The following is a 25,472-nucleotide window of genomic DNA, read 5'->3' as shown; positions in this document are numbered from 1 at the left end:
TGTCCGTATAATCTTAAAATAAAATGAAAAAAGTGAAATCGCACGCGATTTCACTTTTTTCATTGATTGAGGCTACTTCTGTCCCAGCCTCTTTTTCAGGTTTCGCTTATGTTTAGTTGTCATTCCCATACTTTTAGCCTTATAATAAACAAGTTATATTAAAAATGCTCCAAAGGATGAACGCAATGTCTCAACCGATAAAAAAAACAGTAAATGTCCGCTTACGATCAACAATCAGGCATCCAAATGTCGCAGCGGAAACATTCGACATACAGGCGACAGGTGAGTTAACGTTAAAAGGGGCTCAACCTTATTTAGTTTACGAAGAAATGCAAAATGAAAAAGCGGTAAAAACAACGGTGAAGCTAAATAGCGATTCTGCTTTAATTCTCCGAAGCGGCGGTGTGAAAATGCGACTGCCATTCATAAAAGGAGAACTTCAAACAGGAAGCTACGATTCAGGATACGGCATAATGATGATTACAACAAATACGAAGCAACTCGATTTCGAAGATGGTCATTTCCTAGTAGAATATGAGCTTTTAATCAATGAAGAAATCGCAGGTACATATACATTAGAACTAATTTATACGGAGGCGAAATAAATGAACGCAGTAGAAAAAGTACAACAATCGATCAAAACCGCACTTGAACAAGCAATTGTGAAAGCGGAACTTGTAACAGAAGAACAAATACCTTCTATTCATTTAGAAACACCGAAAGATAAAGCAAATGGCGATTATGCAACGAATATCGCGATGCAATTAACAAAACTTGCGAAAAAGAATCCACGTCAAATTGCGGACGCTATTATAGAAAACCTAGATATGTCAGGTACCATGATGGAGAAAATTGATATCGCAGGACCTGGATTTATGAATATTACGGTACGTAAAGATTATTTACAAGAAGTAATTAAAGCGGTACTTACGGAACAGGCGGATTATGGTCGTACAAAATCAGGTGCTGGTGAAAAAATCCAAGTAGAGTTCGTGTCTGCAAATCCAACTGGTGACTTGCATTTAGGTCATGCGCGTGGTGCATCAGTAGGGGATTCATTATGCAATGTACTTGATTTCGCTGGATACGATGTAGCTCGTGAATATTATATTAATGACGCTGGAAATCAAATTCATAACTTAGCTGTTTCCATTGAAGTACGTTATTTTGAAGCATTAGGATTAGAAAAAGAAATGCCAGAAGATGGATACCGTGGCCAAGATATTATCGATATCGCGGCAGATCTAGTAAAAGAGCATGGCGATAAATTTGTACAAATGTCAGATGAGGAGCGCTATAAAACGTTCCGTGCACATGGTTTAAAAGTAGAGCTTGCTAAATTACAAAAAGACTTGGCTGATTTCCGTGTAGGCTTTAATAACTGGTTCTCTGAAACTTCTTTATACGAAGATGGAAAAATCGAAGTCGCATTAAATAAATTAAAAGCAAATGGTCATATTTTTGAAGAAGAAGGGGCGACTTGGTTCCGCTCAACAACATTTGGCGACGACAAAGACCGTGTACTTATCAAAAGTGACGGATCATTCACGTATTTATTGCCAGACATTGCATATCATGAAGACAAATTAGTTCGAGGCTTCGACCAACTGATAAATATTTGGGGAGCAGACCACCACGGATATATCCCACGTATGAAAGCGGCGATTGAAGCACTTGGATACGAGCGTGAAAAACTAGAAGTTTCGGTTATTCAAATGGTGCAACTTTATAAAGACGGCGAAAAAATGAAAATGAGTAAACGTACTGGTAAAGCAGTAACGATGCGTGAGCTTGTAGAAGAAGTTGGACTAGATGCAGTGCGTTACTTCTTCGGCATGCGTTCAGGCGATTCTCATATGGACTTCGACTTGGACTTAGCCGTTTCTCAGTCGAATGAAAACCCAGTGTATTATGCACAATATGCTCATGCCCGTATTTGTTCAATTTTACGCGCAGCTGAGACGCAAGAGTTGAAAGCATCAACTGATTCACTTGAGTTATTGCAAAGTGAAAAAGAATTAGACTTATTGAAAAAAATCGGTGACTTCCCACAAGTGGTAGCAGATGCAGCAAAACTTCGTGCGCCTCACCGCGTTGCAACTTATATTCAAGAGCTTGCAGCAACATTCCACAGCTTCTATAATGCGGATAAAGTACTTGATGCAGAAAACGTAGCACTAACTGGCGCTCGTCTAGCACTAGTAACATCTGCTCGCCAAACAATCGCCAATGCTCTACGTTTAATCGGCGTGGCAGCTCCGGAAAAAATGTAATACTACTTTTGAACACTTCGACCCTGGTCGGGGTGTTTTTTGTGGGGAAAGTATTTAGTTGTAAAAATTCATGATTTAGTTGTAATTTTGGTTTTTTTAGTTGTAATTTCAAGATATTTAGTTGTAAAAATGAGCGTCTTAGTTGGAAAATGATATTTTCACTTTAATTCGTGCCAATAAAATCCCTGTCGACAACAAATCTATTTCATGTATAATTAAGTCGATGCATGCAAAATATTTCGAAAATAAAGGTGCTTGCTACTAACCTAGCAAGTTAAAAGGGAAGCTGGTTCAAATCCAGCACGGTCCCGCCACTGTATATGATAGTCCGCTATCATGAGTCAGAAAACCTGCCTTTATGAGTAAACACTTTAATGCCTACGAGGATAGGTTACGTGTGAGTCAGCTTGGCATATGGCAAACCTAGCAGATTTATACCTATTCTATCTCTCGTTCAACTGGACGAGAGTTTTTTTATCTTCATTCAGTGAATGAAGATAAAGCCTCCGGCGGATGTCACAGATTTTGAAAGGAGTCTTAGGCTGATGTTAGCCTAAAACCGTCGCATCCATGCGACAACGGCTAACTGACCTGCATCACGCAGGCCACGATTCAAAATCTGGACGCAATTATGCCGAGGCGTAATTGATATACACAGAAAATGGGGGAATAACAGATGAAGAAATTATGGCAATTATGGATGACATCCGCATTAGCAGTATTGCTCCTAGTAGGATGTGGACAAAAAGAAGAAACACCTGTCGAAAATAACGACAATGCCCAACAAGAAGAAGCAGTAACAGAAACAGAATTTCCGATAACAATGACGGATGCTGTCGAAAATGAAATAACCTTAGAAGAAGCACCAAAAACAATCGTATCTATGATCCCAAGTAATACAGAAATTTTATTTGCTCTTGGGTTAAATGATGAAATCGTTGGTGTGAATGATTTTGACAATTATCCAGCAGAAGCGCTAGAAAAAGAGAAAATTGGCGGAATGGAATTCAACGTTGAAAAAATTGTATCGATGAATCCAGACATCGTATTTGCACACGAGTCTATGTTAGGGATGGGGGAAGCTGGTTTACAACAAATCCGCGATGCTGGTGTGAAAGTATTTGTTGTGAAGAATGCAGGTGACTTCAATCAAACATATACAACAATCGAACAAATTGGACGTGCTACAGGTAAATTAGCAGAGGCACAAAAAATTGTAGAAGATATGAAAGCAAAAGTAGAAGAAGTGAAAGAAAAAGTAGCAAAAGTAGAAACGAAGAAAACAGTATTCGTAGAAACTTCAGATGTTCCGGAAATTTACACACCTGGTAAAGGGACGTTCATGCAAGAAATTTTAGATATGGTCAATGCAGAAAATATCGCAGCAGATCAAGAAGGCTGGTTTATGATATCGCCGGAAGAAATCGTAAGTCGTAACCCAGACGTAATCATTGTTATGTATAGTTATGTAGATGGAATCGTAGAGAGTGTGAAAGCTCGTGATGGTTTCGATACGGTTACAGCTGTGCAAAATGATGCGGTTGTACAAGTAGATGAAAACTTAACGAGTCGTACAGGTCCACGTCTTGCAGAAGGATTAGAAGAAATCGCGAAGGCAATTTACCCAGAGGTATTTAGTGAGTAAAGCCATGATCGGCTACATCTTGTCGGTTGCTGCGCTTTTCGTTGCAATTTGGCTTGGTGTATCGGTCGGATCTGTAAAGGTACCGATCAGCACATTATGGGATACGGGAGCAGATGCAATCGCGTCCAATATTGTTTGGAAAATTCGCATGCCGCGTGTTGTGCTTGCAGGGCTAGTTGGTGCATCACTAGCTATTGCAGGTGCTGCGTTTCAAGGATTGTTAAAAAATCCGCTTGCCGATCCTTATACGTTAGGAGTGTCGTCCGGTGCCTCAGTAGGTGCCGTGACTACGCTCTTTTTCGGTATTTCGGTGCCATTTTTAGGAATATTCACGTTGCCTGTTTTCAGTATGATCGGTGCATTAGTGACAATGCTACTTGTTATTTCATTTGCAAAGCTAGTCGATCGAGCGATGAAAATGGAAACGATCATTTTAACCGGTATTATTTTTAGTTCTTTTTTAGGCTCGGTTATTTCATTAATGATTGCACTTACGGGGGAAGAGCTACGTCAAATTATTAGCTGGCTTCTAGGAAGTGTGTCGATGCGCGGTTGGAGCTTTGTACAAATGGCTTTACCTTTTGTGATTATTGGCACGCTTTTATTGTGGTTTAACAGAAGAGAGTTAAATGCGATGCTGTTTGGCGAAGAGCGTGCACAGCATTTAGGAGTCGATGTGAAGAAAAGAAAAACGATGATTTTAATCGGTGGCTCGATGCTTACTGGAACGGCGGTTGCGGTGTCTGGAACGATTGGATTTGTCGGACTTGTCGTTCCACATATGACGAGGCTTTTATTTGGTTCAGACAATCGGCATGTATTACCGCTTAGCTTTATAAACGGGGCGGCGTTATTAATCATTTGTGATTTAGTGTCTCGTACGATTATTGCGCCGACGGAACTGCCTATTGGCGTCATTACAGCGTTTATCGGTGCACCAGTTTTTGCATTTATTTTCTTTAGACAACGAAAAAAAGGGGGCATTTGATATGTTACAAGTGGAAAATGTATCGGGTGGATATGATCACCAATTAATCGTTAAAAATGTCTCCTTTCATGTTGGAAAAGGAGAAATGCTTGGAATCCTTGGTCCAAACGGGAGCGGAAAATCCACATTATTAAAAGTAATCAGTGGAATACTGCATATGGAATCCGGAAATGTACTAATAGATGGTAAATCATTAAATTCTTATTCGTCGAAAGAGCTTGCGAAAAAAATGGCGGTTCTTCCACAACTACATAGTCATGCCTTTTCCCATACCGTAAGAGATACGATTGCACTCGGTCGATACCCCCATCAAAGTGGCTTGTTTGCTTCTTGGTCAAACGAAGACGACGCGGCTGTTGCCTGGGCAATGAAACAAATGGAGATAGAAAGATACGAGCATCACATGTTAGATCTATTGTCCGGCGGGGAGCAACAGCGTGTATTTGTAGCGCAAGCGCTTGCGCAAGCAGCCCCGATACTATTACTCGATGAACCGACGAACCATTTAGATATTGCACACCAAAAACAATTGCTTGATACGATCAAAACGCAAGCAAATGAAAACGAAATGACGATTATCAGTATATTTCACGATATAAATCTCGCAGCACTATACTGTGACCGACTCCTATTAATGGATCAAGGCGAAGTAAAAGTCATCGGAGAACCGCATGAAGTAGTAATGAAAAGCCAAATCGAAACAGTATATAAAGCCAGGGTAAGCACAAATCCACACCCGGAACGTCCGAAGCCTCAAATTACGATACTGCCGGATATAATAGAACAGCGTCATGAGAAACTGATTACGACAGAAAACTTTCAAGTGACGGATGAATTAGTCGTATTCCAAGCAGAGCATCAATTAAAAACATGGTCGTCCGCAGTAATAAATGCTGGGACTGGTTGGTACCGAACGTTTGTAAATAGAAGAGTAGATGCCCACTATAATATTGACAATGCACAAACGGAAATGCAGCAATACCTTGCCAATCGCGGATATTCTGAAACAGAAACGGTAGGAATGATGACCGCAGTGCATACAGAAGACGCCGTCATAAAACAATACTACGGTGATTTCGGCTCCGTCATCATCATGGTGACAGCGGGAGTTGGCAATGCAGTAGATGTGGCAAAAGCTAATGAAGTGGAAGCATTACCCGCAATAGGTACAATTAACACGTGGATAATAATAAATGGGGAATTAGCGGAAGAAGCGTTTATTCAAGCAGTAATTACCGCAACTGAAGCGAAAACGAAAGCACTTGCATTTGAACAAGTGAAAGATACTCGCACCGGCACAATCGCAACTGGAACATCAACAGATAGCGTACTAGTTGCAGCAACGCAACACGGAGTACATATTCCATATGCTGGTCCTATTACGGAAGTTGGCAAAAAAATCGGGCTAGGCGTCTATGAATGTACAGTCGAAGCAATCCAAATTTACAAAAAAGCAAAAGGCTGGGAATAGAAGTGGGTCCACATATAATAGCTATAGCAATAGGGCTCCTACTCGATAGATTAATCGGCGACCCACCGAATTGGCCACATCCCGTTCGATGGATCGGAATGCTTATTTCGAAACTGACCACTTGGCTAAATAAAGGAAGAGCGAAGAAAGCGAAAGGGTTTCTACTTGTATTTATCGTAGTTGGAATAACATTTTCCGTCACGATTGCGCTTTTAGTAAGTGCGTATTCCATTCATATGCTGGTCGGAATCGCAGTAGAAAGTATACTAATCGCGTCGGGACTAGCGCAAAAAAGTTTAAAAGAAGCGGCATTGGATGTGTATAAACCGCTAGTTGCAAACGATTTGCCCGCTGCTAGAGAAAAGTTATCATGGATTGTTGGAAGAGATACGGACAAGTTAGATGAACAAGAAATTACACGTGGCGTCGTAGAAACAGTGTCTGAGAATATTAGTGATGGCATTACGGCCCCACTTTTTTATGCCTTTGTGTTTGCAGGTGCTCCCGGGCTTTGGATATATAAAGCAATTAATACGCTCGATTCAATGGTTGGTTATAAAAATGAGCAGTATGAAGATTTCGGGTATGCTTCTGCAAAGTTCGATGACGTAGCGAACTATATACCAAGCCGTTTGACTGGCTACCTTATTATGCTTTGGGGCAAAAAAGAAAGTGCATTACCATTTAACAAGCGTATGAAGGGCTGGTGGTTTGATGCGAAAAAGCATCCAAGCCCAAATAGTGGCTATTTAGAAGCCGCGACTGCCTATCAGCTTGGCATTCAACTCGGAGGTATCAATACATATAAAGGGATTGTTTCGGACCGAGCCCGCATGGGAAGTGGAGAGGTTCCTTTATCACCCAATCATATACTAAGTACGATCTCGCATTTGCATACAGCTGTATTTCTATTTTGGCTTTGGATGATGGTAATTGGAGGGATTTTGTATGGCATTACCTAATCACGGGGCAAATGCCCATCATGTATATGAACGACTAGGGATTAACATGCCGGAAATAGTAATTGATTATAGTGAAAATGTAAATCCATTAGGTCCACCAACATTTGTGAAGGAAAGATGGTCGACCTATGCTGGCTTAATCACCAAATACCCAGATCCTAATGGAGAGCCTTTTCTATCCGCTGCTGCAAACTATCACCATGTACCAACTAGTAACATCATCGTTGGAAACGGAGCAGCAGAACTATTCGCAAGTCTCGCCAAACGTTATGAACGTAAACGGGCAGTACTGGTTCATCCAACTTTTTCGGAATACGAAGCGACACTTGCTCCTTACAACGTGTACACAAAAGAAATAATAGCAGTTGGAGCGCTTCCTTTAAACGAAGTATTGGATGAAATAGAGATCGCGGAAGTTATTTATATTTGTAGGCCAAATAATCCGACCGGCTATTTGATCCCATTAGAAGAAATAGTGCAAATAGCGGAATATGCGAAAAGATATAAATGTGAAGTGATTTTAGACGAAGCTTTTCTCGATTTTATCGATGAGAAAGAATCATTTATCCCATATTTAAACGATTTTCCAAACGTTATCGTCGTACGTTCCATGACGAAAATGTATGCAATTCCAGGTTTACGTCTCGGCTATGCAGTCGGAAGCGAAGCCTTTGTTAAGGATATTCGCTCTCGGTTGTCGCATTGGAATAGTAATGCAGTAGCTACGACGATAGGGGCAGAATGTTTGAAGGAAGAGGCATATCGTATGCAAGCAATTGCTTATGCAACGGAAATGCGGGAGTGGTTTACCGATTTTCTAGCAAAGTGGAACTGTGTTGTATTACCTTCTTCGACGAACTTTATTTGTTTCCGACTACCGAATCCTACTCGCTCAAAAGTGTTTTTTGAGTATTTATTAACAAAAGGATGCGTCCTTCGCCATACAGAAAACTTTAAAGGGCTCGAAGGGAAATGGTTTCGAGTTGGCATGAAAGAAAAGGCGCAGATGGAGCATTTACAAAAGGAGATGATCGCATGGTTCGAGGGAAACTTGTCTTCATAACAGGTGGCGTCCGAAGCGGAAAAAGTAGCTTCGCTGAACATTACGTAATGAACGAACAAGCAAAACGAAATGTGTATATCGCTTCAGGAATGGCAGTAGACGGAGAAATGAAGGCGCGTATCAAAAGACATCAAGAAGATCGTGAAAATTATCCAGTTGAATGGGAGACAATCGAGCAGCCGCGGCATTTTGAACAAGTCGTTCCACAAATAGATACAGGATATGGCGTGCTTTGGGATTGTGTAACGACTTGGCTTGCAAATGAGCTTTACGAAGGCCAAATGGAGGAAGTAGAAGAGAAGTTATTTATGGCAATCGATCAGTTGTTAGTGAAAGCAAAAGTGCTAGTCATTGTTTCAAATGAAGTGCTGGACGAACCACTATCAAAATATGAATTTACAGCTTTATATCAAGAGTGGATTGGGCGACTCCACCAAAAGCTTGTAGCAAAAGCAGATCATGCCTTCGAAATGGAATATGGCATAAGTCATCAGTGGAAATGAGGGATAGATATGAAAGGCTTAATGGTGCAAGGAACCGCTTCTAGCGTAGGAAAAAGTCTAGTATGTACAGCCATTTGCAGGCTTCTTGCAAATGAAGGGAAACAAGTAGCACCATTTAAATCCCAAAATATGTCGTCTTTAAGCTTACATACTGAAAATGATTTAGAAATAAGCGTTTCACAATCTTTGCAAGCAAGAGCAGCAAGGACCCCTTATAGAGCAGAAATGAATCCAATACTTCTAAAACCTACGGGGAATATGGAATCCGACATTATTATTCTTGGAAAAAAGTTGAGTAAAATGAATGGAATGCATTATCGAGAGCAATTTTTTGAAGAAGGTCAAAAACTTATTGAAAACAGCTTGAAAATACTTTCCGCATCTTATGACTACTTAATATTAGAAGGTGCTGGCAGCCCTGTAGAAGTGAACTTAACGGATCGGGAACTAGTGAATATGCGAGTTGCTGAGTTGGCGGATGTTCCGGTTATATTGGTCGCAAATATCGAGTACGGTGGGGTGTTTGCATCCATCGTTGGCACGCTTGCACTGTTGCCAGAAGCACAGAGAGCGCGAGTAAAAGGGATCATTATTAATAAGTTTCGAGGGGACGTTTCTTTTTTCCGAGATGGAATTGATTTCATCGAATCGCATACAGGAATCGATGTAATCGGAGTCGTACCTTATTTTCCAAATGAATTAGAGGAAGAAGACGGCGAAGCAAGCGGCGGGAATGCTTCTAATGAACAAATAGATGATTGGACGAACCATTTTAGGCAGCATGTCAAATGGAATAAAATCATCTCCATTTTAAATGGGGTGAAGAAGTGAAGAGCATTTTATTAGCGCTTCAATTTTTCACCATTATTCCCGTTAATAAAAACTTGCCGATGGAGAGACGTACTATTACTGGAATGTATAGTATTTTTCCTTTGATTGGTGCTCTACTTGGAGCGGTTGCATGTTTGTCGTTTTATTTCGACTGGAGTCCACTAATGACGGGGTTTAGCATTGTCTTTCTTGGCGTTGCTTTTTCCGGAGGCCTTCATATGGATGGATTTATCGATACGTCTGATGCGTTTTTTTCTTATAAAGACCGAATGAAGCGATTCGAAATATTAGATGACCCGCGTGTTGGCGCATTTGGTGTAATGACTGTTGTTTTACTCGTCATTGGTAAAGTAATTATTGTGTCCGAAGTGCTTGCTGCGGAATCGTTTCATTGGATTCTTGCCATACTTATCCCTTATTTCTCAAGAGCAGTAATGACCGTGCTGTTTTCTTGCACAAATAGTGCGAAAACGAGTGGACTTGCTTATTATTTCAAGCAAAAAATGAATGGAAACGTTGTTTTGATTTTGTCTGTATGTCACTTTTTTCTTGGACTAGCTGTTTTAGGTTGGCTGACGGAATGGCTGATTGCTGTTACATTTGCGGTTATATTAATTGGTTTCATTTGTTTATATCGCAGTTGGGCTCGTAGGAATTTCGGCGGAGTTACCGGTGATTTACTTGGGGCGAGTGTGGAAGTTTCGGAGGTGGTGTTATGGCTGACGCTTTTACTATTACTTTCGTAAGGCATTTACCAACGCAAGGAAACAAAGAAAAAAAGTACATCGGCTGGACGGACGAACCGATTATCGAGGGAATCAAAACGAAAAAACTAGATTGGCCTATCAAGCAAGTTATCGGCAGCGATCTAACACGATGCCAACAAACAGCAGCTCAAATTTTTAATGGAATTCCATATAAGGTAAATGCAAATTTAAGGGAATGTTCCTTTGGTGATTGGGAGCAAAAAACATATAATGAACTAAAAGAAGATATTTTATATAGAAATTGGCTCGACAATCCACGGCAAGTGGCACCTCCAAACGGGGAGTCAATGGAACAAATGGAAGCACGAGTATTGCAAGCGTTTTATGAAGTAGTGGAAGAATTAGAGCAGCCAGTAATTATGACGCATGGTGGTCCAATTCGATTTTTATTGACAAAGTTTGCGAATGTCGAAAAAAGTTTTTGGGATTGGGAAGTACCGCATGCCTGTAGCTACGAGTTACAATGGACGGATAAAAGAGGCGTACTGGAGGGAAAGCGATGCACGTCATTTTCGGTGGAGCATTTAATGGAAAACGAGCGTATGTAGAGCGTTTCGTTCAGGAACGAAACGTTCAGTGGCTCGATGCGGAAACAGATAGATTAGTGTTATCGCCACAAACAGAAGTACTAGTCGTTTACGGGGTAGAATATTTGCTAGAACCCAAGTGTACAGAGTTACTTAAAATGCTTGAATTATGGGATGAACAAGCAGAAGTAGTTATCATTGCAACGGAAATTGGTCGCGGTATTGTACCGATGGAAGCAAGCATGCGCGAACTAAGAGATGACGTCGGTCGATTTTATCAACAACTTTTTACAAAGGCAGAAAGTGTTACACGAGTTTGGTATGGGATTACACAAACAATAAAGGGAGATGTGTGGAGATGAAAATTTATACAAAAACAGGCGATAAAGGGCAAACAGGCTTAATCGGTGGAAGAACAGACAAAGATAATGTACGTGTAGAAGCATACGGTACGATTGATGAGTTAAATTCATTTATCGGGAAAGCAGTCACAGAATTAGATCCAGCAATTTTTGCGGACATCCTAGAAGACTTGGAAACGATTCAACATGAGCTATTCGATTGTGGGGGAGATCTTGCAAATGTATCAAATCGTCGCGTGTATAAAATGACAGACGAACCAATTGAAGCAATGGAAAAACGAATTGATGTGCTTGTGGAAGAAGGTCCAGTGTTAGAACGTTTCATCCTACCTGGTGGAACACCAGCGGCTGCAACTCTTCATATTGCACGTACCATTACGAGACGCGCAGAAAGACAAGTGGTCACTTTGACGAAAGCAGAGGAAGATGTTCCGGCAGTTGTACAACGTTACTTAAATCGCCTTTCTGACTACTTATTCGCAGCGGCGCGCGTAGCCAACGCTCGAGTAAATGTGTCGGATGTCGAATACATTCGCAGTGCAAAAGTATTTAAAAACGTAGGAAGTGTAAAAAAAGAAGGGGAGTAAGTAAGTGAAGCTTCGTTTATTAACGCTCGCAGCAATGTTTGCGGCTCTATCGGCAATAGGTGCATTTATTAAAATTCCGGTGGGGATAGGGAGTGCGGCACTTGATACGGTACCAGCGCTTATATCGGCTGCTTTATTGCCTCCTGTTTACGCGGGAGCAGCGTCTTTCATCGGCCACTTATCTTCGTCCTTATACGCTGGATTTCCTTTTGGTCCACTGCATTTACTCATTGCTGCAGAAATGTTTATGATTTTATTCGTATTCACGAAACTACATCAAGCAGGACGCCATATATGGAAATGGGTATTTTTTATCGTTGCGAATAGCGTGCTAGCAACACTTCCGTTTTACTGGATCATTTCACCGGCATTTTTTGCGGCAGCATTACCAGGAATTACAATTGCTACTGTTTTGAATGCTGGGATCGCGATGGTTGTATCTCCAGTTGTGGAGCGAGTAATGGAAAGGGTGAAAACGCATGCGTAATGCGGTTTTATTGCCCAATGGCCTTGTATTGACGACTGATAACTCAGCAGGAATCGGTGAAAAAGAGGCAGATGTAGTTCAAGTCCCAGACGAAGTTGTTGCCTATTTTGCAGGTCGGGTTTCATTAATGGAACAGTGGGCAGCTGGAGCATATCCAATTTCAATAGTGCTGCATAATTTTTCTGGCAATAAAAGCTGGGATAAGTATTTAGCAGGTATGGAGAAATTGTTTGGAGAAATAAATCAGCCTTGCCCAGAAATTACCGGCAGCACGGAATCCAACATGGAAACGCTACAATCGGCAATGGCTATAACGATGATCGGCGAACGGCAAGTGACGAGTGCTGAAAAGTATACATGGTATGTGTACGGAAAGCCATGTGTCGGCGAAGAAGTAATGACAGAGTCCGAGAAAATTGCAGACATGAAAAAGATTTGGGACGGTGTAAATAGCGGGTTCATTCAGCGTGTTTGGCCTGTTGGTTCAGCTGGAATAGCCGGGGAATGCAAGCGACTCGGTTTGCGTTGTGAGCTTACCGATTGGGCTACTTGGAAATCTGCAGGCCCAGCAACTTCTGTGCTACTTGGAATAGCAAATAACCAAGTCGAAGAAGCAAAATTGCACTTTGGTAAGTATTTTGAAGAAATAAATTGATCGAAGAGGGCTATCTCACATGGAGATAGCTTTTTAATTATGTTTTAGGAAATAATAAAAATCTAGAAATGTGGATAATTTTTTTCAAGTAATATAGGGTATCCCCTTTTTTATATCGAACGCGATATAGGGATAATGCGTCGTAGCTCTATTAGGTGACCGCTATGATTTTCGCTTCAGGTGAGCGATGATTCATCACCGCCGCTAACGCGTACGTTGTGATGAATCATCTGTCTCACTCATCCGGCCGGAGTCGCCACCTTACGCTTCAATCAATGGGAATATCTTGCTAATTTGGCGTCTGCAGTTATCAGATTTTATTGACCCTAATTAGAAAACGCTGTCTACAAATTAGTAGGGCATTTACTAAAATAAAGTGCGTTTCATTCAGCCGTTAATTGGAGTGGAACCTGGTATTCAACGTCGTCTCACTTCAAGTAAACCTGTTGTTTTAAGAGTTGGTTGTTTTCAGCAGCAATTACGTTGTTCTCGTGCTAATTTAGTTGCTTTCTGAATAGAACTGGTTGCTTTCAATGAACGGTTAGTTGCCCTAAGCCATTTTCTGGACACACACTTTTAAAAACTGCATAATAGTTAGTTTTAGCGAGTCATTACTGATAAGTAAGCAAATTTCCCTGGATTGGAGCGAAAGGGCGGCGACTCCGGAGGGATCAAGTAAGACAGATGAGACTTCACAACGTACGCGAAGCGGCGGTGAAGGCTTATCGCTCACCCCGCGGAAAGCGTCCGCCCTGTAGCGGAAATCCTAGCGGTCACTTAATAGATCTCCATTACTGCGCAGTATCCCCATTATGTGCGACATTTCCTTCATCATTCCCACATGCCATATCGCTTAGAGACAGGTGCTTGCGCTTTTGTTCTTTGTTTTAGTTGCTTTCGAGGCTGGCTTGGTTGCTCTTGCGGTAAGGTTTGTTGCTTTCGTAAGTAGTTTAGTCGCTTTCACGAATGTTTTAATTGCGTTCAATCGTATTACAACAAATAGTAGAAAATAATTCCAAATAGAAAACACCCTACAAAACAGAACGTAAACTAAATATTAAGAAAATTACAAAATAATTTAATATATTACGATAACATATAAGGAATAATAAACTCAATACATCCAATAGAAAAGCCGATGAAATAACAATCTTAAAAATACCGTTGCAACAAAGCAACGAATTAAATTTTTCTGCAATTATATAGTTATATATTTTCTACGAATAAAGAGAGAATGATGCACCGAGTGAAATTGATACATAAAATTCTTTATGCTACTGTTGTTGTATTGCGACAGGCAACCTAATAACATAAAAAAATAAACTATACATATAAAGAAAAATGTTGCAAAAATGCAACAGTTGAAAGTAGGTGTAAAAATGAAAACATCCATTTCGTATCAACCGGTTGGTGTTTACAAAACTACATTGCATTCATTACATATAGTTATGAAAGATTTTATGGAACAACAATATCAATACGGTATTATTTTGAATCGACTAGGCACAATAGAAGGTTTTTTCACAAGTACCGAGTTACTCAAACATTGTTATGAAATAGGATTTGACTATGTAGAAGATATTGAATCACTGATGCCTTTGACGAAAGCGCTCAATAAAAAGTTCGAAATCTTTGACGGTGAACCTACTTCTATTACGGACATGCCGCAAAATATAGAGTTGTACATTTTGCGAAAAGGCAGGGAAATTGTTGGTGCTATTGACCAACAAAGCTTTCTTGCATCTCTTGTGAAAAAGCAACAGTTTGAACTATACCATTTTAATACGATATTTAATGCAGTTCCTAGTGGCATTATGGCAGTCAATATTGAAGGTAATGTGACTATGTTGAATCCAGCCGGAGAAAAAATTTCAGGTGTGCCAAAGGAAAAAGCGTTAGGTCAATTTATAACAGATATCGTGCCCCCGGGAGGTCTCTTGCAAGTAATACAAAATGGGCAAGGGCATGTAGAGAAATATAAAGTACGAAAAAGATGGTATATATCACATCGGGAACCTATTTTTGATGGAAAGCAGCTTGTCGGTGCAGTCGGTGTTTTTGATGATATTTCGAAAATAGAAAAGTTATCATCGGAGCTAGACACTGTGCGAGAACTTGTAAAAGAAAATGAGGCTTTAATGGGAAATAGCGAAAATGGCATCGCAATTGTAGACGTATCCGGCAATATTTTACGGAAAAATAATCAATTCCAACAATTGTATTTGTCCATAATAAATGATAAAAATCAAATGGAAATCTTTTTTCGGACTATAAACGATGTAGTTCGATTAAAGAAAATAAGGCACTATGAAGAAACGATTGGGCAAGGAGTGACATGTCACTTTCAATTTGAGCCTATATTCGAAGAAGAAACTACCCAAAAAATCATCGTTCGAGTAAGGGACATTACGGCTAATAGAGTAGCGCAACATCAAATGATACAGATGAAAAAAACGTTAAAGAACTTGCTATACACGGAGCAATCCATGCCATATATACACCGAAGTATAGAAATGAAAGAAATTGCAAACGAAATACAAAAAATCGCTAAAGTAAGTGCACCGGTTCTCATTAAAGGAGATATTGGCACAGGACGTTCTAAGTTAGCAAGGGAAATTATGCAAAATAGTGATCGAAAAGGGGCACTCTTTATAGAAATTGATTGCCGGGGAAAAAGCTATACTGAATTGAAAAAGGTATTAGTAGGAGAACCGCATCAGTTTTTGCGTTTATTACAAACCGTAGAAGGTGGCATCGTGTATATAAAAAACATGGATTATCTACCTTTATCATTGCAAGAGCAATTAGCAAATCTTATTACGCAACAATCTAAGGAACAATCTGGATCAAAAGTAGACGTTAGATTTATAGCTTCTGTGAGTAAAGAAATAACATTTGATGGTCCACATGCTTTTAGTGAACGATTATATTACTTACTAAATGCAATGACGGTTACCATTCCACCTTTAGGAACGAGAACGGATCAAGTTAAATTGATTGTGCAACAATTTGTAAGTCTATTACGAGAGAAATATAATCGGGAAATCATTTTGACTGATGATGCGCTTGAATTTATAATTTCCATCAAATGGAACAATAATTTACTAGATATTCAAGAATGCTTAGAGCAATTTGTAGTTACCTGGCCAAGTGTTGTCCTTAGTAAGGAACAGTTAAAGTATTACTTGGAGGACAAACTGCAGGAATTACAAAAAGCGGTTGTGGTCAATAAAATTATTCCATTAAAACAAGCGGTGATGGAAGTAGAACAAGAGCTAATTCGACTTCTCAGTACCCAAAATATTTCCTATAGAAAAATGGCGAAAATTTTAGAAGTCAATGCCTCTACAATTATCAGAAAAGTGAAAAATATAGAGGCGGATACCAAAATGCATCCATAGAAAAGGGGAAAAGTAGATGATTCAAAAGATTACAGTAGTAGGTGCAGGCATTATGGGCAGTGGAATCGCCTATACAAGTGCATTAAATGGTTTTTCAGTCGTACTGCAAGATATTGCAGAAGCTAGTCTTATGAAAGCAAAAAATGAAATTGAAAAGATAGCAGCGCATAGTGAAGAAAAAGGGTTCATCACGATTGAGCAAAAAGAAAGCGCTTTAAAAAGTATTTCTTATGAATCGGAGCTAGAAATCGCTGTTCAGGAAGCGGAATTAGTCATCGAAGCAATTATAGAAAACATGGACGTGAAAATTGAGCTGTTTCAGAAGTTAGATCGTCTTTGTCACCCCAATACTATTTTAGCGACTAATACATCTTCCTTAAGCCCAACAGAAATAGGGGCACAAACGTCACGTCCTGGTAAAGTAGTTGCGATGCATTTCTTCAATCCCGTACACAAAATGAAACTAGTAGAAATAATCCGAGGGCTTGATACATCAGACGATACGGTAGAAGTGATTAAAGCGGTAACGGAGCAATTGCAAAAAGAATCAGTTGAAGTGAACGAGTTTCCAGGGTTTGTAACATCTCGCATGAATGTGCTTATTGGCAATGAAGCAATGAATATGTTAATGGAAGGTGTTGCGTCAGCTGAAGATATCGATAAAGCGATTAAACTAGGTTTAAATCATCCGATGGGACCATTTGAAATGGGTGATCTTGTAGGTCTCGATACACGTTTACGGACATTAGAATATTTATATAAAACTTTAGGTGAAAAATATAGACCAAGCCCCCTTCTCGTGAAATATGTGAAGGCAGGTCGGTTAGGTAAAAAAAGTGGAAAAGGTGTTTACGATTACGAAAAGGAGTGATGGATATTGACGGAATTTGAAAATATTCAACTAGAAATAGAACAACAGATCGCTTATGTTACGCTCAATCGTCCGGAAGTTCGAAATGCACTAGATGCAAAAATGCAACAGGAGTTAGAGAGAGCTTTTGAATATGTAGAAAATCAGAAGGACATTCGAATTGTAATTGTACAAGGTGCTGGTGGAAAAGCATTTGCTGCGGGTGCTGATATATTGGCATTACATGAACGACCAACACTCGATGCGCTAGTGCCTGGAATGCAGGGACTATATACAAAAATTGAACAGTGTACGAAAGTGACAATGGCCGTTGTCAACGGATACGCGCTAGGTGGCGGTTGTGAGTTAGCGATGGCATGCGATTTAAGGATTGCTACAGAAAAAGCGAAATTTGGATTGCCAGAGCTAAATCTTGGCATTATTCCGGGTGCAGGTGGTACACAGCGTTTACCTAGATTGATCGGTAAAGGACGTGCATTAGATTTAATCTTAACCGGTCGTATGATTGATGGTGTTGAAGCGGAGCGTATTGGATTAGTGAACTATTATACGACCGTAGAAGAGCTAGATGAGACGCTTGCTTCCGTTACATCCGCTATTTTGAAAAAAGGACCAGTTGCTGTGCAGTTAGCGAAGTTTGCAGTAAATCGTGGTGTCGATGTAGATATGCAAACGGCACAATGGATTGAGAAATTATCAACAGCGGTTGTATTTGGAACAGAGGATAAAGAAGAAGGTACTAGGGCTTTCATGGAAAAAAGGGATGCGGAATTTATTAACAAATAATAAGGGGGAAGCACGATGAATTTCCAATTTTCCGAGGAAATTGAGTCATTAAAAGAGATTGTAAGAAAGTTTGTAAAAGAAGAGGTAGAGCCAGTTGCCAACCAAATTGAAGAGGAAAATGCGATTCCTCCTCATCTCGTATCGATGTCAAAGGAAATGGGATTATTTGGTCTCAGCATCCCAGAAGAATATGAAGGTCTAGGTTTAAATATGGTAGATAAATGCGCCATTATTGAAGAACTTGCAAAAACGCATAATGGTTATACAACGTTAATTTCTTGTCATATCGGGATTGGTTCTGTAGGAATTGTAGAGTTCGGAAACGAAGAACAAAAAAAGAAGTATTTACCGAAAATGGCGACTGGAGAATGGATAGGTGCTTTTGCATTAACCGAGCCCGATGCTGGTTCCAATGCGGCTAATTTAAAAACAACCGCTGTAAGACAAGGGGATAAATATATTTTAAATGGTTCCAAGCATTATATTACAAATGCACATGATGCGCATGTATTTACCGTAATGGCCGTGACTGATCCGACAAAAGGTGCACGTGGCATTACTTCTTTTATCGTAGAAAAAGGAACGCCAGGCTTTGAGATTGGTGCACCAGAAAAGAAATTAGGTTTACGTGGATCCAATTCAGCGGAACTTTACTTCGAAAACGTAGAAATTCCAGCTGAAAATGTGCTCGGTACGGAAGGAGAAGGGTATATTAATGCACTGAAAATTTTAGCAAATGGACGCGCAGGTATGGCAGCGAGATGTTTGGGCTCATCTGAACGTTTGTTAGAGCATTCGATGGAGCATGCGCTAGAACGTAAGCAGTTTGACCAGCCAATCTTTAACTTCCAAGCGATTCAGCACATGATCGCCGATATGGCCCTTCAAATTGAATCATTACGCTCGTTTACATATCGGGTTGCATGGATGGTAGATCAAGGAGAGCGAGTGGTGAAGGAAGCCGCTATGGTAAAACTTTACGGTTCCGAAGTGTATAACAAAGTGGCCGACAGTGCACTTCAAGTTCATGGAGGATTAGGTTACATGAAAGACTATCCAATTGAACGATTTTTCCGTGATGCACGTATTACGAGAATTTATGAAGGAACATCCGAAATACAACGGAATATTATTGCATCGGAACTAAATAAAGAGTATACAACGGGGAGGTAAGTGGGATGAGAGACGTTTACATTGTAGAAGGAGTTCGCACAGCTATTGGGAAACTTGGTGGGGCTTTTAAAGAAGTGCAAGCGGATTTACTAGCAGCACATGTCATTAGGGGGTTATTACAGAAAACAAACCCATCTATTGAAGTAGATGAAGTGATCTTAGGACAAGCAAGACAAAGTGCCGATGCAGCAAATATTGCACGAGTAGCAGCGCTACATGCAAAGTTGGGAGAAGATGTTACAGGATACACCGTACACAGACAATGTGGCTCCGGCTTACAGGCCATTAATAACGCTGCGCAGCAAATAGCACTCGGTTTAAATGATGTTGTCATCGCAGGAGGTACGGAGAGTTTAAGCACTGCACCGTACTATTTACGAAATGCGAGATACGGATACATTGTAGGAAGCAGTGTGATTTGTGATCCAAACACAGAGAGCCAAATTCACTCACAACCAATCGATCAATACGGCACAATCACTATGGGCTATACGGCTGAAAATCTAGCGGAAAAATACAATATTTCGAGAGAAGCACAAGATGAATTCGCACTTCGTAGTCAGCAATTAGCATTACAAGCAATTGCGGAAGGTCGCTTTGAAGAGGAAATTATCCCATATGAGATAAAAATACGAAAATCGACTGTGCAAGTCACAGTAGATGAGCATCCACGTCAAACATCACTCGATTCGCTTGGTAAATTAAAGGCTGTTTTTAAAGAAGGTGGAACAGTTACAGCAGGTAACTCAAGTGGTAGAAATGATGGTGCTTCGGCATTACTACTTATGACCAAAGAAAAGCTTGAAGCGTACGGTTTACAGGCTAAAGCGAAGATCATCGCACAAGCAGTTGCAGGTGTATCACCAGAACTAATGGGAATTGGACCAGTACTATCTACGCAAAAAGCGTTAAAACAAGCAAACTTAACGCTCCAAGATATAGATGTCATTGAGCTGAACGAAGCATTTGCTGCACAAGCCTTGTCCGTTATCCAAGAAGCTGGCATGGAGTTAGACAAAGTAAATGTCAATGGTGGGGCGATTGCTCTAGGGCATCCAATTGGTGCAACAGGTGCCATTTTAATGACAAAACTTATACATGAATTACAAAGACAAAAAGCGCGATATGGATTAGTAACATTATGCATTGGCGGGGGACAAGGGATTACAACTATTATAGAAAACTGTCAGTATTCTAACTAAAATACGCGGACAAAAAAGGGGAATATATGCATGTTGAATTTTGAATTTTCAGATGAACAGGAGCAGTTTCGAAAGATTTTGCGAGATTTTGCGAAAGAAGAGCTGCTTCCAAATTACACGAAATGGGATCGTGAGGGCATTACACCTAGGCATCTATGGAAAAGACTTGGCGATTTAGGGGTTAACGGTCTACGTATTCCAGAGGAGTATGGTGGCAGCGGAGCTGATTGTGTCACAACGGGTATTGCAGCAGAAGAAATTGGAAGAGGCGATTTTAATCTAACGTATGCAGTCATGTTAAACGCCTTAATCGGTGAGATTATTGCCAAACATGGTAGTGCAGATTTAAAAGGTGAGTGGCTCCCTCAAATTGCGAGTGGCGACAAAATCGTCGGTATCGCTATTACGGAACCTTCTGCTGGAACAGATGCTGGTGGAATCCAATCGACAGCAAAATTAGAAGGCGACTATTACGTATTAAATGGAGAAAAATCAGGCATTAGTGTAGCCACTTGCGGCGATGCATTTATCATTTTTGCTAAAACAGATCCATCACTTGGCAATAAAGGAATTAGCGCATTTTTGGTACCAGCTGAGTTGGATGGACTAGAGACAAAAGGTTATGAAGATATGGGGAATATTCCAATTGGACGCGGCTCCCTTTATATGAACGACGTGAAAATCCCGATCTCTAACTTGATCGGTAGTGAAAATAAAGGTTTTTCTCAAGTAATGAATGGCTTTGATTTAAGTCGCTTATTAATCGGATTGCAATGCGTAGGAACGGCGATGCAAAGTATTGACGAAACGATTGAGCATGTGAAAATTAGAAAATCATTTGGTCGTCCATTAGCAACTTACCAAGCAGTGTCATTTTCCTTAGTGACGCATTTTACTCAGTTAGAACTCATTAAATGGCAAGCATATCGAGGTTTATGGTTACGCGATAAAAATTTAGATCATTCCAAAGAATCTTCTAGCGTAAAATGGCTTGGACCAAAATATAGTGTAGAAGCAATACATGAATGTTTATTGTTAAATGGTCACTATGCGTATACGAAAGAAATGCCTTTAGAGCAACGTTTACGTGATGTGATTGGATTAGAAATTGGAGATGGTACAGCGCAAGCGAACCAAATGGTCATTGCAAAAAGCATTATTGGAAAAGAATTTCGTACTTACTAAAAAGTGAAGGGGATAGGGAGAATGGAAACGACTAAAAACACAACTATAAGCGATGCACAAACTGATTTAACGGATATTTTATATGAAAAAAACGACGGAATTGCAAAAATTACGATCAACCGACCAGCTGTTTATAACGCATTTCGTGCACAAACGATTCAACAGCTTATTTGGGCTTTTCGTGATGCATGGGACGATTTACGAATTGGAGCAGTAATTCTGACGGGTGCTGGGGAAAAGGCCTTTTGTGTTGGGGGTGACCAAAAAGAAAAAGGGAATGAAGGCGGTTATGATTATTCAGGTGGTCTAGGCGGCGGAATCGGACTGGAAATAGAATCACTTCACCAAGTAATCCGCAACATTCCAAAGCCTGTTATTGCTGCGGTTAATGGATTTGCTATTGGCGGAGGACATGTATTACATGTAATTTGTGATTTAACAATTGCTGCTGATACAGCAAAGTTTGGCCAAAGTGGACCAAAAGTAGGGAGCTATGATGCAGGTTTCGGTTCTGCCTACTTAGCACGTATTGTTGGGGAAAAGAAAGCACGTGAAATTTGGTACTTATGCGAACAATACACAGCAGAAGAATGTAGGGAAATGGGCCTTGTTAATAAAGTCGTGCCTGCTAGTGAATTGCAACAAGCGGCTCAAGAATGGGCAGAAAAGATTTTGCAAAAAAGTCCAACAGCTATTCAGATGCTTAAATACTCATTTAATGCGGATAGCGCAAACATACAAGGTATTTCCCAACTCGCAATGGGAAGCTTAGCGATGTTTTATAACACGCCAGAATCGAACGAAGGGAAAGAAGCATTTTTAGAAAAACGACCAGTCAACTTCAATAAATTTCGTGGATAAATAGGAGGAAAAGGATGAAACTCGAAACGTTATTAACAGCGAATCTTATAGATGGGTATCAATCTGTTTGGCCGTATAAAACGATTTTGAATTACTTGAACGATGCAATCGAAAAGTATCCACAGAAAGTTGCAATTATTGATAAAAATTCTCGTTATACATACGAGGAATTAGGCAAGATGGTCGACCGAGTAGCATTAGGTTTATTAGAACTAGGCATTAAAAAAGGCGATGTAGTATCTATACAACTGCCTAACTGGAACGAATTTATAATATTACATTACGCTATTACTCGAATTGGGGCTATTACGAACCCACTTATTCCAATCTATCGCGAACGTGAAATTTCCTATATGGTCGGTGCAGTTGAATCGAAAATACTTATTATTCCAGCAAAGTTCCGTAATTATGATTACGTACAAATGGTGCAAACGATTCGACCAAAGTTACCGTCGTTAAAGCATTTGTTTGTTATTGGTGACGATATTCCAGATGATGCACAACCATTAAGTTATTTATTTGATACCGAATGGGAAACAAAGAGAGATCCTGCCATTTTAAACGACATTCAACATGATCCAAATGATGTAACCGAAATTATTTTCACATCAGGTACAACAGGTAATCCAAAAGGGGTTATGCATACACATAATACACTATGCGTGTCGACGAACTTTTGGATTGAACATTTACAGTTAACAAGTGATGACGTCATGTTTATGGCTTCTACTTTTGCGCATCAGACAGGATTTGGATATGGCGTTCGCTTACCAACACATATTGGCGGAACAGCTGTGTATCAAGATATATGGAATCCCGGGGAGTTTTTACAACTAGTGGAGAAGGAAAAGATTACATTTACAGCTGGTGCAACGCCATTTTTACAAGACACAATCCAATCACCAGATATAAGGCAATATAATTTAGAGTCATTGCGTGCTTTTGTGGCACTTGGCGCACCGATACCACGTGCACTTATTCGAAAAGCGGCGGACATCGTCAACTTTTCCATACTATCCGGATGGGGTCAATCAGAAGATGGGCTAGTCACGCTGACTAAGTTGAACGATTCGGAAGAAAAACTAACAAATACAGACGGTGTTGCTTTTCCGAGTATGGCCGTGAAAGTCGTGGATGCGGATTTCAATGATCAACCCGCAAACGTTGAAGGTAGCTTACTTTGTAAAGGTCCAGCTCTGTTTGTCGGTTATTTAAAACAAATGGAACAAACGCTTTCGGAATTCCATAATGGGTGGTTTAAAACTGGTGACCGAGCAATTATGGATGAAGACGGATATATTCGAATATCAGGACGAGACAAAGATGTTATTATTCGGGGCGGTGAGAATATTCCAGTCGTGTATATTGAAAATATTTTGTATGAGCATCCAGATGTTGCAATCGCTCAAATTGTTGCAATGCCAGATCTACGGATGCAAGAAAAAGCATGTGCTTTCATTCGAATGAAGCCTGATGCAACACCACTCACATTACCACTATTACAAGTTTTCTTAGAAGAAAAAGGGGTAGCAAAACAGTATTGGCCGGAGAGATTAGAAATACTTGAAAATTTCCCTCAGACAGCTAGTGGGAAAATACAAAAATTTAAATTACGTGAACTGATTACAGAGGAAGTTACAAACTAACGTAAGGGGAAATGGACATGACAAATAAAGTAGCTTTTATAACAGGTGCTGGGCGGGGAATCGGTAGACAAATTGCGTTAACTTTAGCAGCAAAAAATATAACAACTATTGTGTCGGATGTGAACGATGCAAATGCAAATGAAACGGTATCACTCATAGAACAAGCAGGTGGCGAAGCAATTGCAGTATATTGTGATGTAACCAAATTGAGCAGTGTAGAAGAAGCTGTACAAGAAGCCGTAAGTAAGCTTGGCCGTATTGACATACTTGTTAACAATGCCGGATGGGACAAAATTGAACCATTCTTAAAAAGCGAGCCTTCTACATGGGAAGCGATTTTGAATATCAATCTACTAGGTCAAATTCATACATGCAAAACGATTCTACCGCTCATGATTGAAAATGGGTACGGAAAAATCGTCAATATTTCTTCGGACTCTGGTCGCGTTGGTTCGAGTGGAGAAGCGGTTTATTCTGCAGCAAAAGGTGGGGTAATTGCGTTCACGAAAACTTTAGCACGTGAAATGGCAAGACATAAAATAAATGTGAATAGCATCGCACCAGGCCCAGCGGATACGCCATTATTTAAGGAAATTGGCGAATATAATGCAGGCATCGCGGAAGCGCTCATCAAAGCAATTCCATTTAGAAGACTTGCGCAGCCAGAAGATATTGCGAATGCAGTGGCATTTCTATCTTCAGAAGAGGCGAATTATATTACAGGTCAAGTATTATCGGTCAATGGTGGATTGGCAATGGTGTGACAAGTACAAAAAACAGGAGCCAATTCTGACTCCTGTTTTTTGATAGGGGCGTGAGACTTCTATGGATAGTGAGACAGACGATACCCCGTACGAAGAATATAAGGTCACTGAAAAAGTCCATAGAATTTGACTTTACTAAATAATGTCGTCAAATAAATAAGAAAATCGTTGAAACGGCTCCCTTTCCGCGTTCGTTGCCGCAGGATGCGGCGAACTTAGATTGCCTTCCCCTTAAACTGCGGGGTCTTCGGCTAACGCTTTTCCCGCAGGAGTGTTGCCTTTTTCAACGATTTTCTATAAATCCTAATGGAAAAGATTTTTAATAGCATACGGTGTTCTAAATAAAAAGTAGATAATAGTTGGTTGGAGTGGAAGGCGGCGACTCCAGGAGCGACCGAGCATAGGTTGCAACATATAGTGGGTGGGATTCCCACCGAGTAAGAACTAGCCATTCGCTCGTAG

General features: G+C 40.3%; 24 protein-coding genes and 1 riboswitch. All 24 genes read left to right on the top strand.

Annotation, left to right across the window (positions count from 1 at the left end):
• Positions 1–185: 185 nt before the first annotated feature.
• The 24 genes from ACIQYS_RS21640 to ACIQYS_RS21525 all read left to right on the top strand — a co-directional run bounded on the left by ACIQYS_RS21640 (position 186) and on the right by ACIQYS_RS21525 (position 25,010).
• Entirely contained in the window at positions 186–605 is a 420-nt protein-coding gene (locus ACIQYS_RS21640) for a YwiB family protein (protein WP_402984979.1), read from the top strand.
• Complete coding sequence (gene argS / locus ACIQYS_RS21635; RefSeq protein ID WP_402984977.1) at positions 606–2,273, top strand: arginine--tRNA ligase; 1,668 nt, start codon at positions 606–608, stop codon at positions 2,271–2,273. It begins immediately after the preceding gene.
• A 232-nt stretch (positions 2,274–2,505) separates the two neighbouring features.
• Positions 2,506–2,645: riboswitch (cobalamin riboswitch) on the top strand.
• A gap of 304 nt (positions 2,646–2,949) precedes the next feature.
• Positions 2,950–3,918, top strand: a complete 969-nt coding sequence (locus tag ACIQYS_RS21630; protein WP_402984975.1) for an ABC transporter substrate-binding protein — start codon at positions 2,950–2,952, stop codon at positions 3,916–3,918.
• Between the two features lie 4 nt (positions 3,919–3,922).
• Entirely contained in the window at positions 3,923–4,906 is a 984-nt protein-coding gene (locus ACIQYS_RS21625; protein WP_402984985.1) for a FecCD family ABC transporter permease, read from the top strand.
• Between the two features lies 1 nt (position 4,907).
• Positions 4,908–6,377, top strand: coding sequence for an adenosylcobinamide amidohydrolase (locus ACIQYS_RS21620; RefSeq protein ID WP_402984973.1), 1,470 nt, complete (start codon positions 4,908–4,910; stop codon positions 6,375–6,377).
• A gap of 2 nt (positions 6,378–6,379) precedes the next feature.
• Positions 6,380–7,339, top strand: a complete 960-nt coding sequence (cbiB, locus tag ACIQYS_RS21615; RefSeq protein ID WP_402984983.1) for an adenosylcobinamide-phosphate synthase CbiB — start codon at positions 6,380–6,382, stop codon at positions 7,337–7,339.
• On the top strand, positions 7,326–8,402 hold the full coding sequence (locus tag ACIQYS_RS21610) for a pyridoxal phosphate-dependent aminotransferase (protein WP_402984971.1): 1,077 nt from the start codon (positions 7,326–7,328) through the stop codon (positions 8,400–8,402). Before cbiB ends, ACIQYS_RS21610 begins: the two co-directional genes overlap by 14 nt.
• A complete protein-coding gene (locus ACIQYS_RS21605; RefSeq protein ID WP_402984969.1) occupies positions 8,375–8,905 on the top strand; it encodes a bifunctional adenosylcobinamide kinase/adenosylcobinamide-phosphate guanylyltransferase in 531 nt (176 codons plus the stop codon). The genes ACIQYS_RS21610 and ACIQYS_RS21605 overlap by 28 nt, the downstream gene beginning before the upstream one ends.
• A gap of 9 nt (positions 8,906–8,914) precedes the next feature.
• Positions 8,915–9,736 carry a cobyric acid synthase gene (locus ACIQYS_RS21600; RefSeq protein ID WP_402984967.1) on the top strand — a complete coding sequence of 274 codons (822 nt, stop codon included), beginning with the start codon at positions 8,915–8,917 and terminating at the stop codon, positions 9,734–9,736.
• A complete protein-coding gene (cobS, locus tag ACIQYS_RS21595) occupies positions 9,733–10,482 on the top strand; it encodes an adenosylcobinamide-GDP ribazoletransferase (RefSeq protein ID WP_402984965.1) in 750 nt (249 codons plus the stop codon). The genes ACIQYS_RS21600 and cobS overlap by 4 nt, the downstream gene beginning before the upstream one ends.
• On the top strand, positions 10,452–11,051 hold the full coding sequence (locus ACIQYS_RS21590) for a histidine phosphatase family protein (RefSeq protein WP_402984963.1): 600 nt from the start codon (positions 10,452–10,454) through the stop codon (positions 11,049–11,051). The genes cobS and ACIQYS_RS21590 overlap by 31 nt, the downstream gene beginning before the upstream one ends.
• On the top strand, positions 11,003–11,392 hold the full coding sequence (locus ACIQYS_RS21585) for a bifunctional adenosylcobinamide kinase/adenosylcobinamide-phosphate guanylyltransferase (protein ID WP_402984962.1): 390 nt from the start codon (positions 11,003–11,005) through the stop codon (positions 11,390–11,392). Before ACIQYS_RS21590 ends, ACIQYS_RS21585 begins: the two co-directional genes overlap by 49 nt.
• Positions 11,389–11,979, top strand: coding sequence for a cob(I)yrinic acid a,c-diamide adenosyltransferase (locus tag ACIQYS_RS21580; RefSeq protein WP_402984960.1), 591 nt, complete (start codon positions 11,389–11,391; stop codon positions 11,977–11,979). Before ACIQYS_RS21585 ends, ACIQYS_RS21580 begins: the two co-directional genes overlap by 4 nt.
• Before the next feature lie 4 nt (positions 11,980–11,983).
• Entirely contained in the window at positions 11,984–12,466 is a 483-nt protein-coding gene (locus tag ACIQYS_RS21575; protein WP_402984958.1) for an ECF transporter S component, read from the top strand.
• Positions 12,459–13,121, top strand: a complete 663-nt coding sequence (locus ACIQYS_RS21570) for a hypothetical protein (protein ID WP_402984956.1) — start codon at positions 12,459–12,461, stop codon at positions 13,119–13,121. Before ACIQYS_RS21575 ends, ACIQYS_RS21570 begins: the two co-directional genes overlap by 8 nt.
• 1,379 nt (positions 13,122–14,500) lie before the next feature.
• On the top strand, positions 14,501–16,522 hold the full coding sequence (locus ACIQYS_RS21565) for a sigma 54-interacting transcriptional regulator (protein WP_402984954.1): 2,022 nt from the start codon (positions 14,501–14,503) through the stop codon (positions 16,520–16,522).
• A 19-nt stretch (positions 16,523–16,541) separates the two neighbouring features.
• A complete protein-coding gene (locus tag ACIQYS_RS21560) occupies positions 16,542–17,393 on the top strand; it encodes a 3-hydroxyacyl-CoA dehydrogenase family protein (RefSeq protein ID WP_402984981.1) in 852 nt (283 codons plus the stop codon).
• A gap of 6 nt (positions 17,394–17,399) precedes the next feature.
• Positions 17,400–18,179: an enoyl-CoA hydratase/isomerase family protein gene (locus tag ACIQYS_RS21555; protein WP_402984952.1), complete on the top strand. Its 780-nt coding sequence runs from the start codon at positions 17,400–17,402 to the stop codon at positions 18,177–18,179.
• Positions 18,180–18,194: 15 nt separating this feature from the next.
• Positions 18,195–19,352: an acyl-CoA dehydrogenase family protein gene (locus ACIQYS_RS21550; protein ID WP_402984950.1), complete on the top strand. Its 1,158-nt coding sequence runs from the start codon at positions 18,195–18,197 to the stop codon at positions 19,350–19,352.
• 5 nt (positions 19,353–19,357) lie between these two features.
• Positions 19,358–20,554 carry a thiolase family protein gene (locus ACIQYS_RS21545; RefSeq protein ID WP_402984948.1) on the top strand — a complete coding sequence of 399 codons (1,197 nt, stop codon included), beginning with the start codon at positions 19,358–19,360 and terminating at the stop codon, positions 20,552–20,554.
• Positions 20,555–20,584: 30 nt separating this feature from the next.
• Positions 20,585–21,739 (top strand): acyl-CoA dehydrogenase family protein, encoded by a 1,155-nt coding sequence (locus ACIQYS_RS21540; RefSeq protein WP_402984946.1) that lies wholly within the window; start codon positions 20,585–20,587, stop codon positions 21,737–21,739.
• 21 nt (positions 21,740–21,760) lie between these two features.
• Positions 21,761–22,600 (top strand): 1,4-dihydroxy-2-naphthoyl-CoA synthase, encoded by an 840-nt coding sequence (gene menB / locus ACIQYS_RS21535; protein ID WP_402984944.1) that lies wholly within the window; start codon positions 21,761–21,763, stop codon positions 22,598–22,600.
• A 14-nt stretch (positions 22,601–22,614) separates the two neighbouring features.
• Positions 22,615–24,246, top strand: a complete 1,632-nt coding sequence (locus ACIQYS_RS21530; protein ID WP_402984942.1) for an AMP-binding protein — start codon at positions 22,615–22,617, stop codon at positions 24,244–24,246.
• 17 nt (positions 24,247–24,263) lie between these two features.
• Complete coding sequence (locus tag ACIQYS_RS21525) at positions 24,264–25,010, top strand: SDR family NAD(P)-dependent oxidoreductase (protein ID WP_402984940.1); 747 nt, start codon at positions 24,264–24,266, stop codon at positions 25,008–25,010.
• Positions 25,011–25,472: the final 462 nt, after the last annotated feature.

Source organism: Psychrobacillus sp. NPDC096426, assembly GCF_044762745.1.
Lineage (GTDB): Bacteria > Bacillota > Bacilli > Bacillales_A > Planococcaceae > Psychrobacillus.
This window is presented reverse-complemented; position numbering and strand designations above follow the sequence as displayed.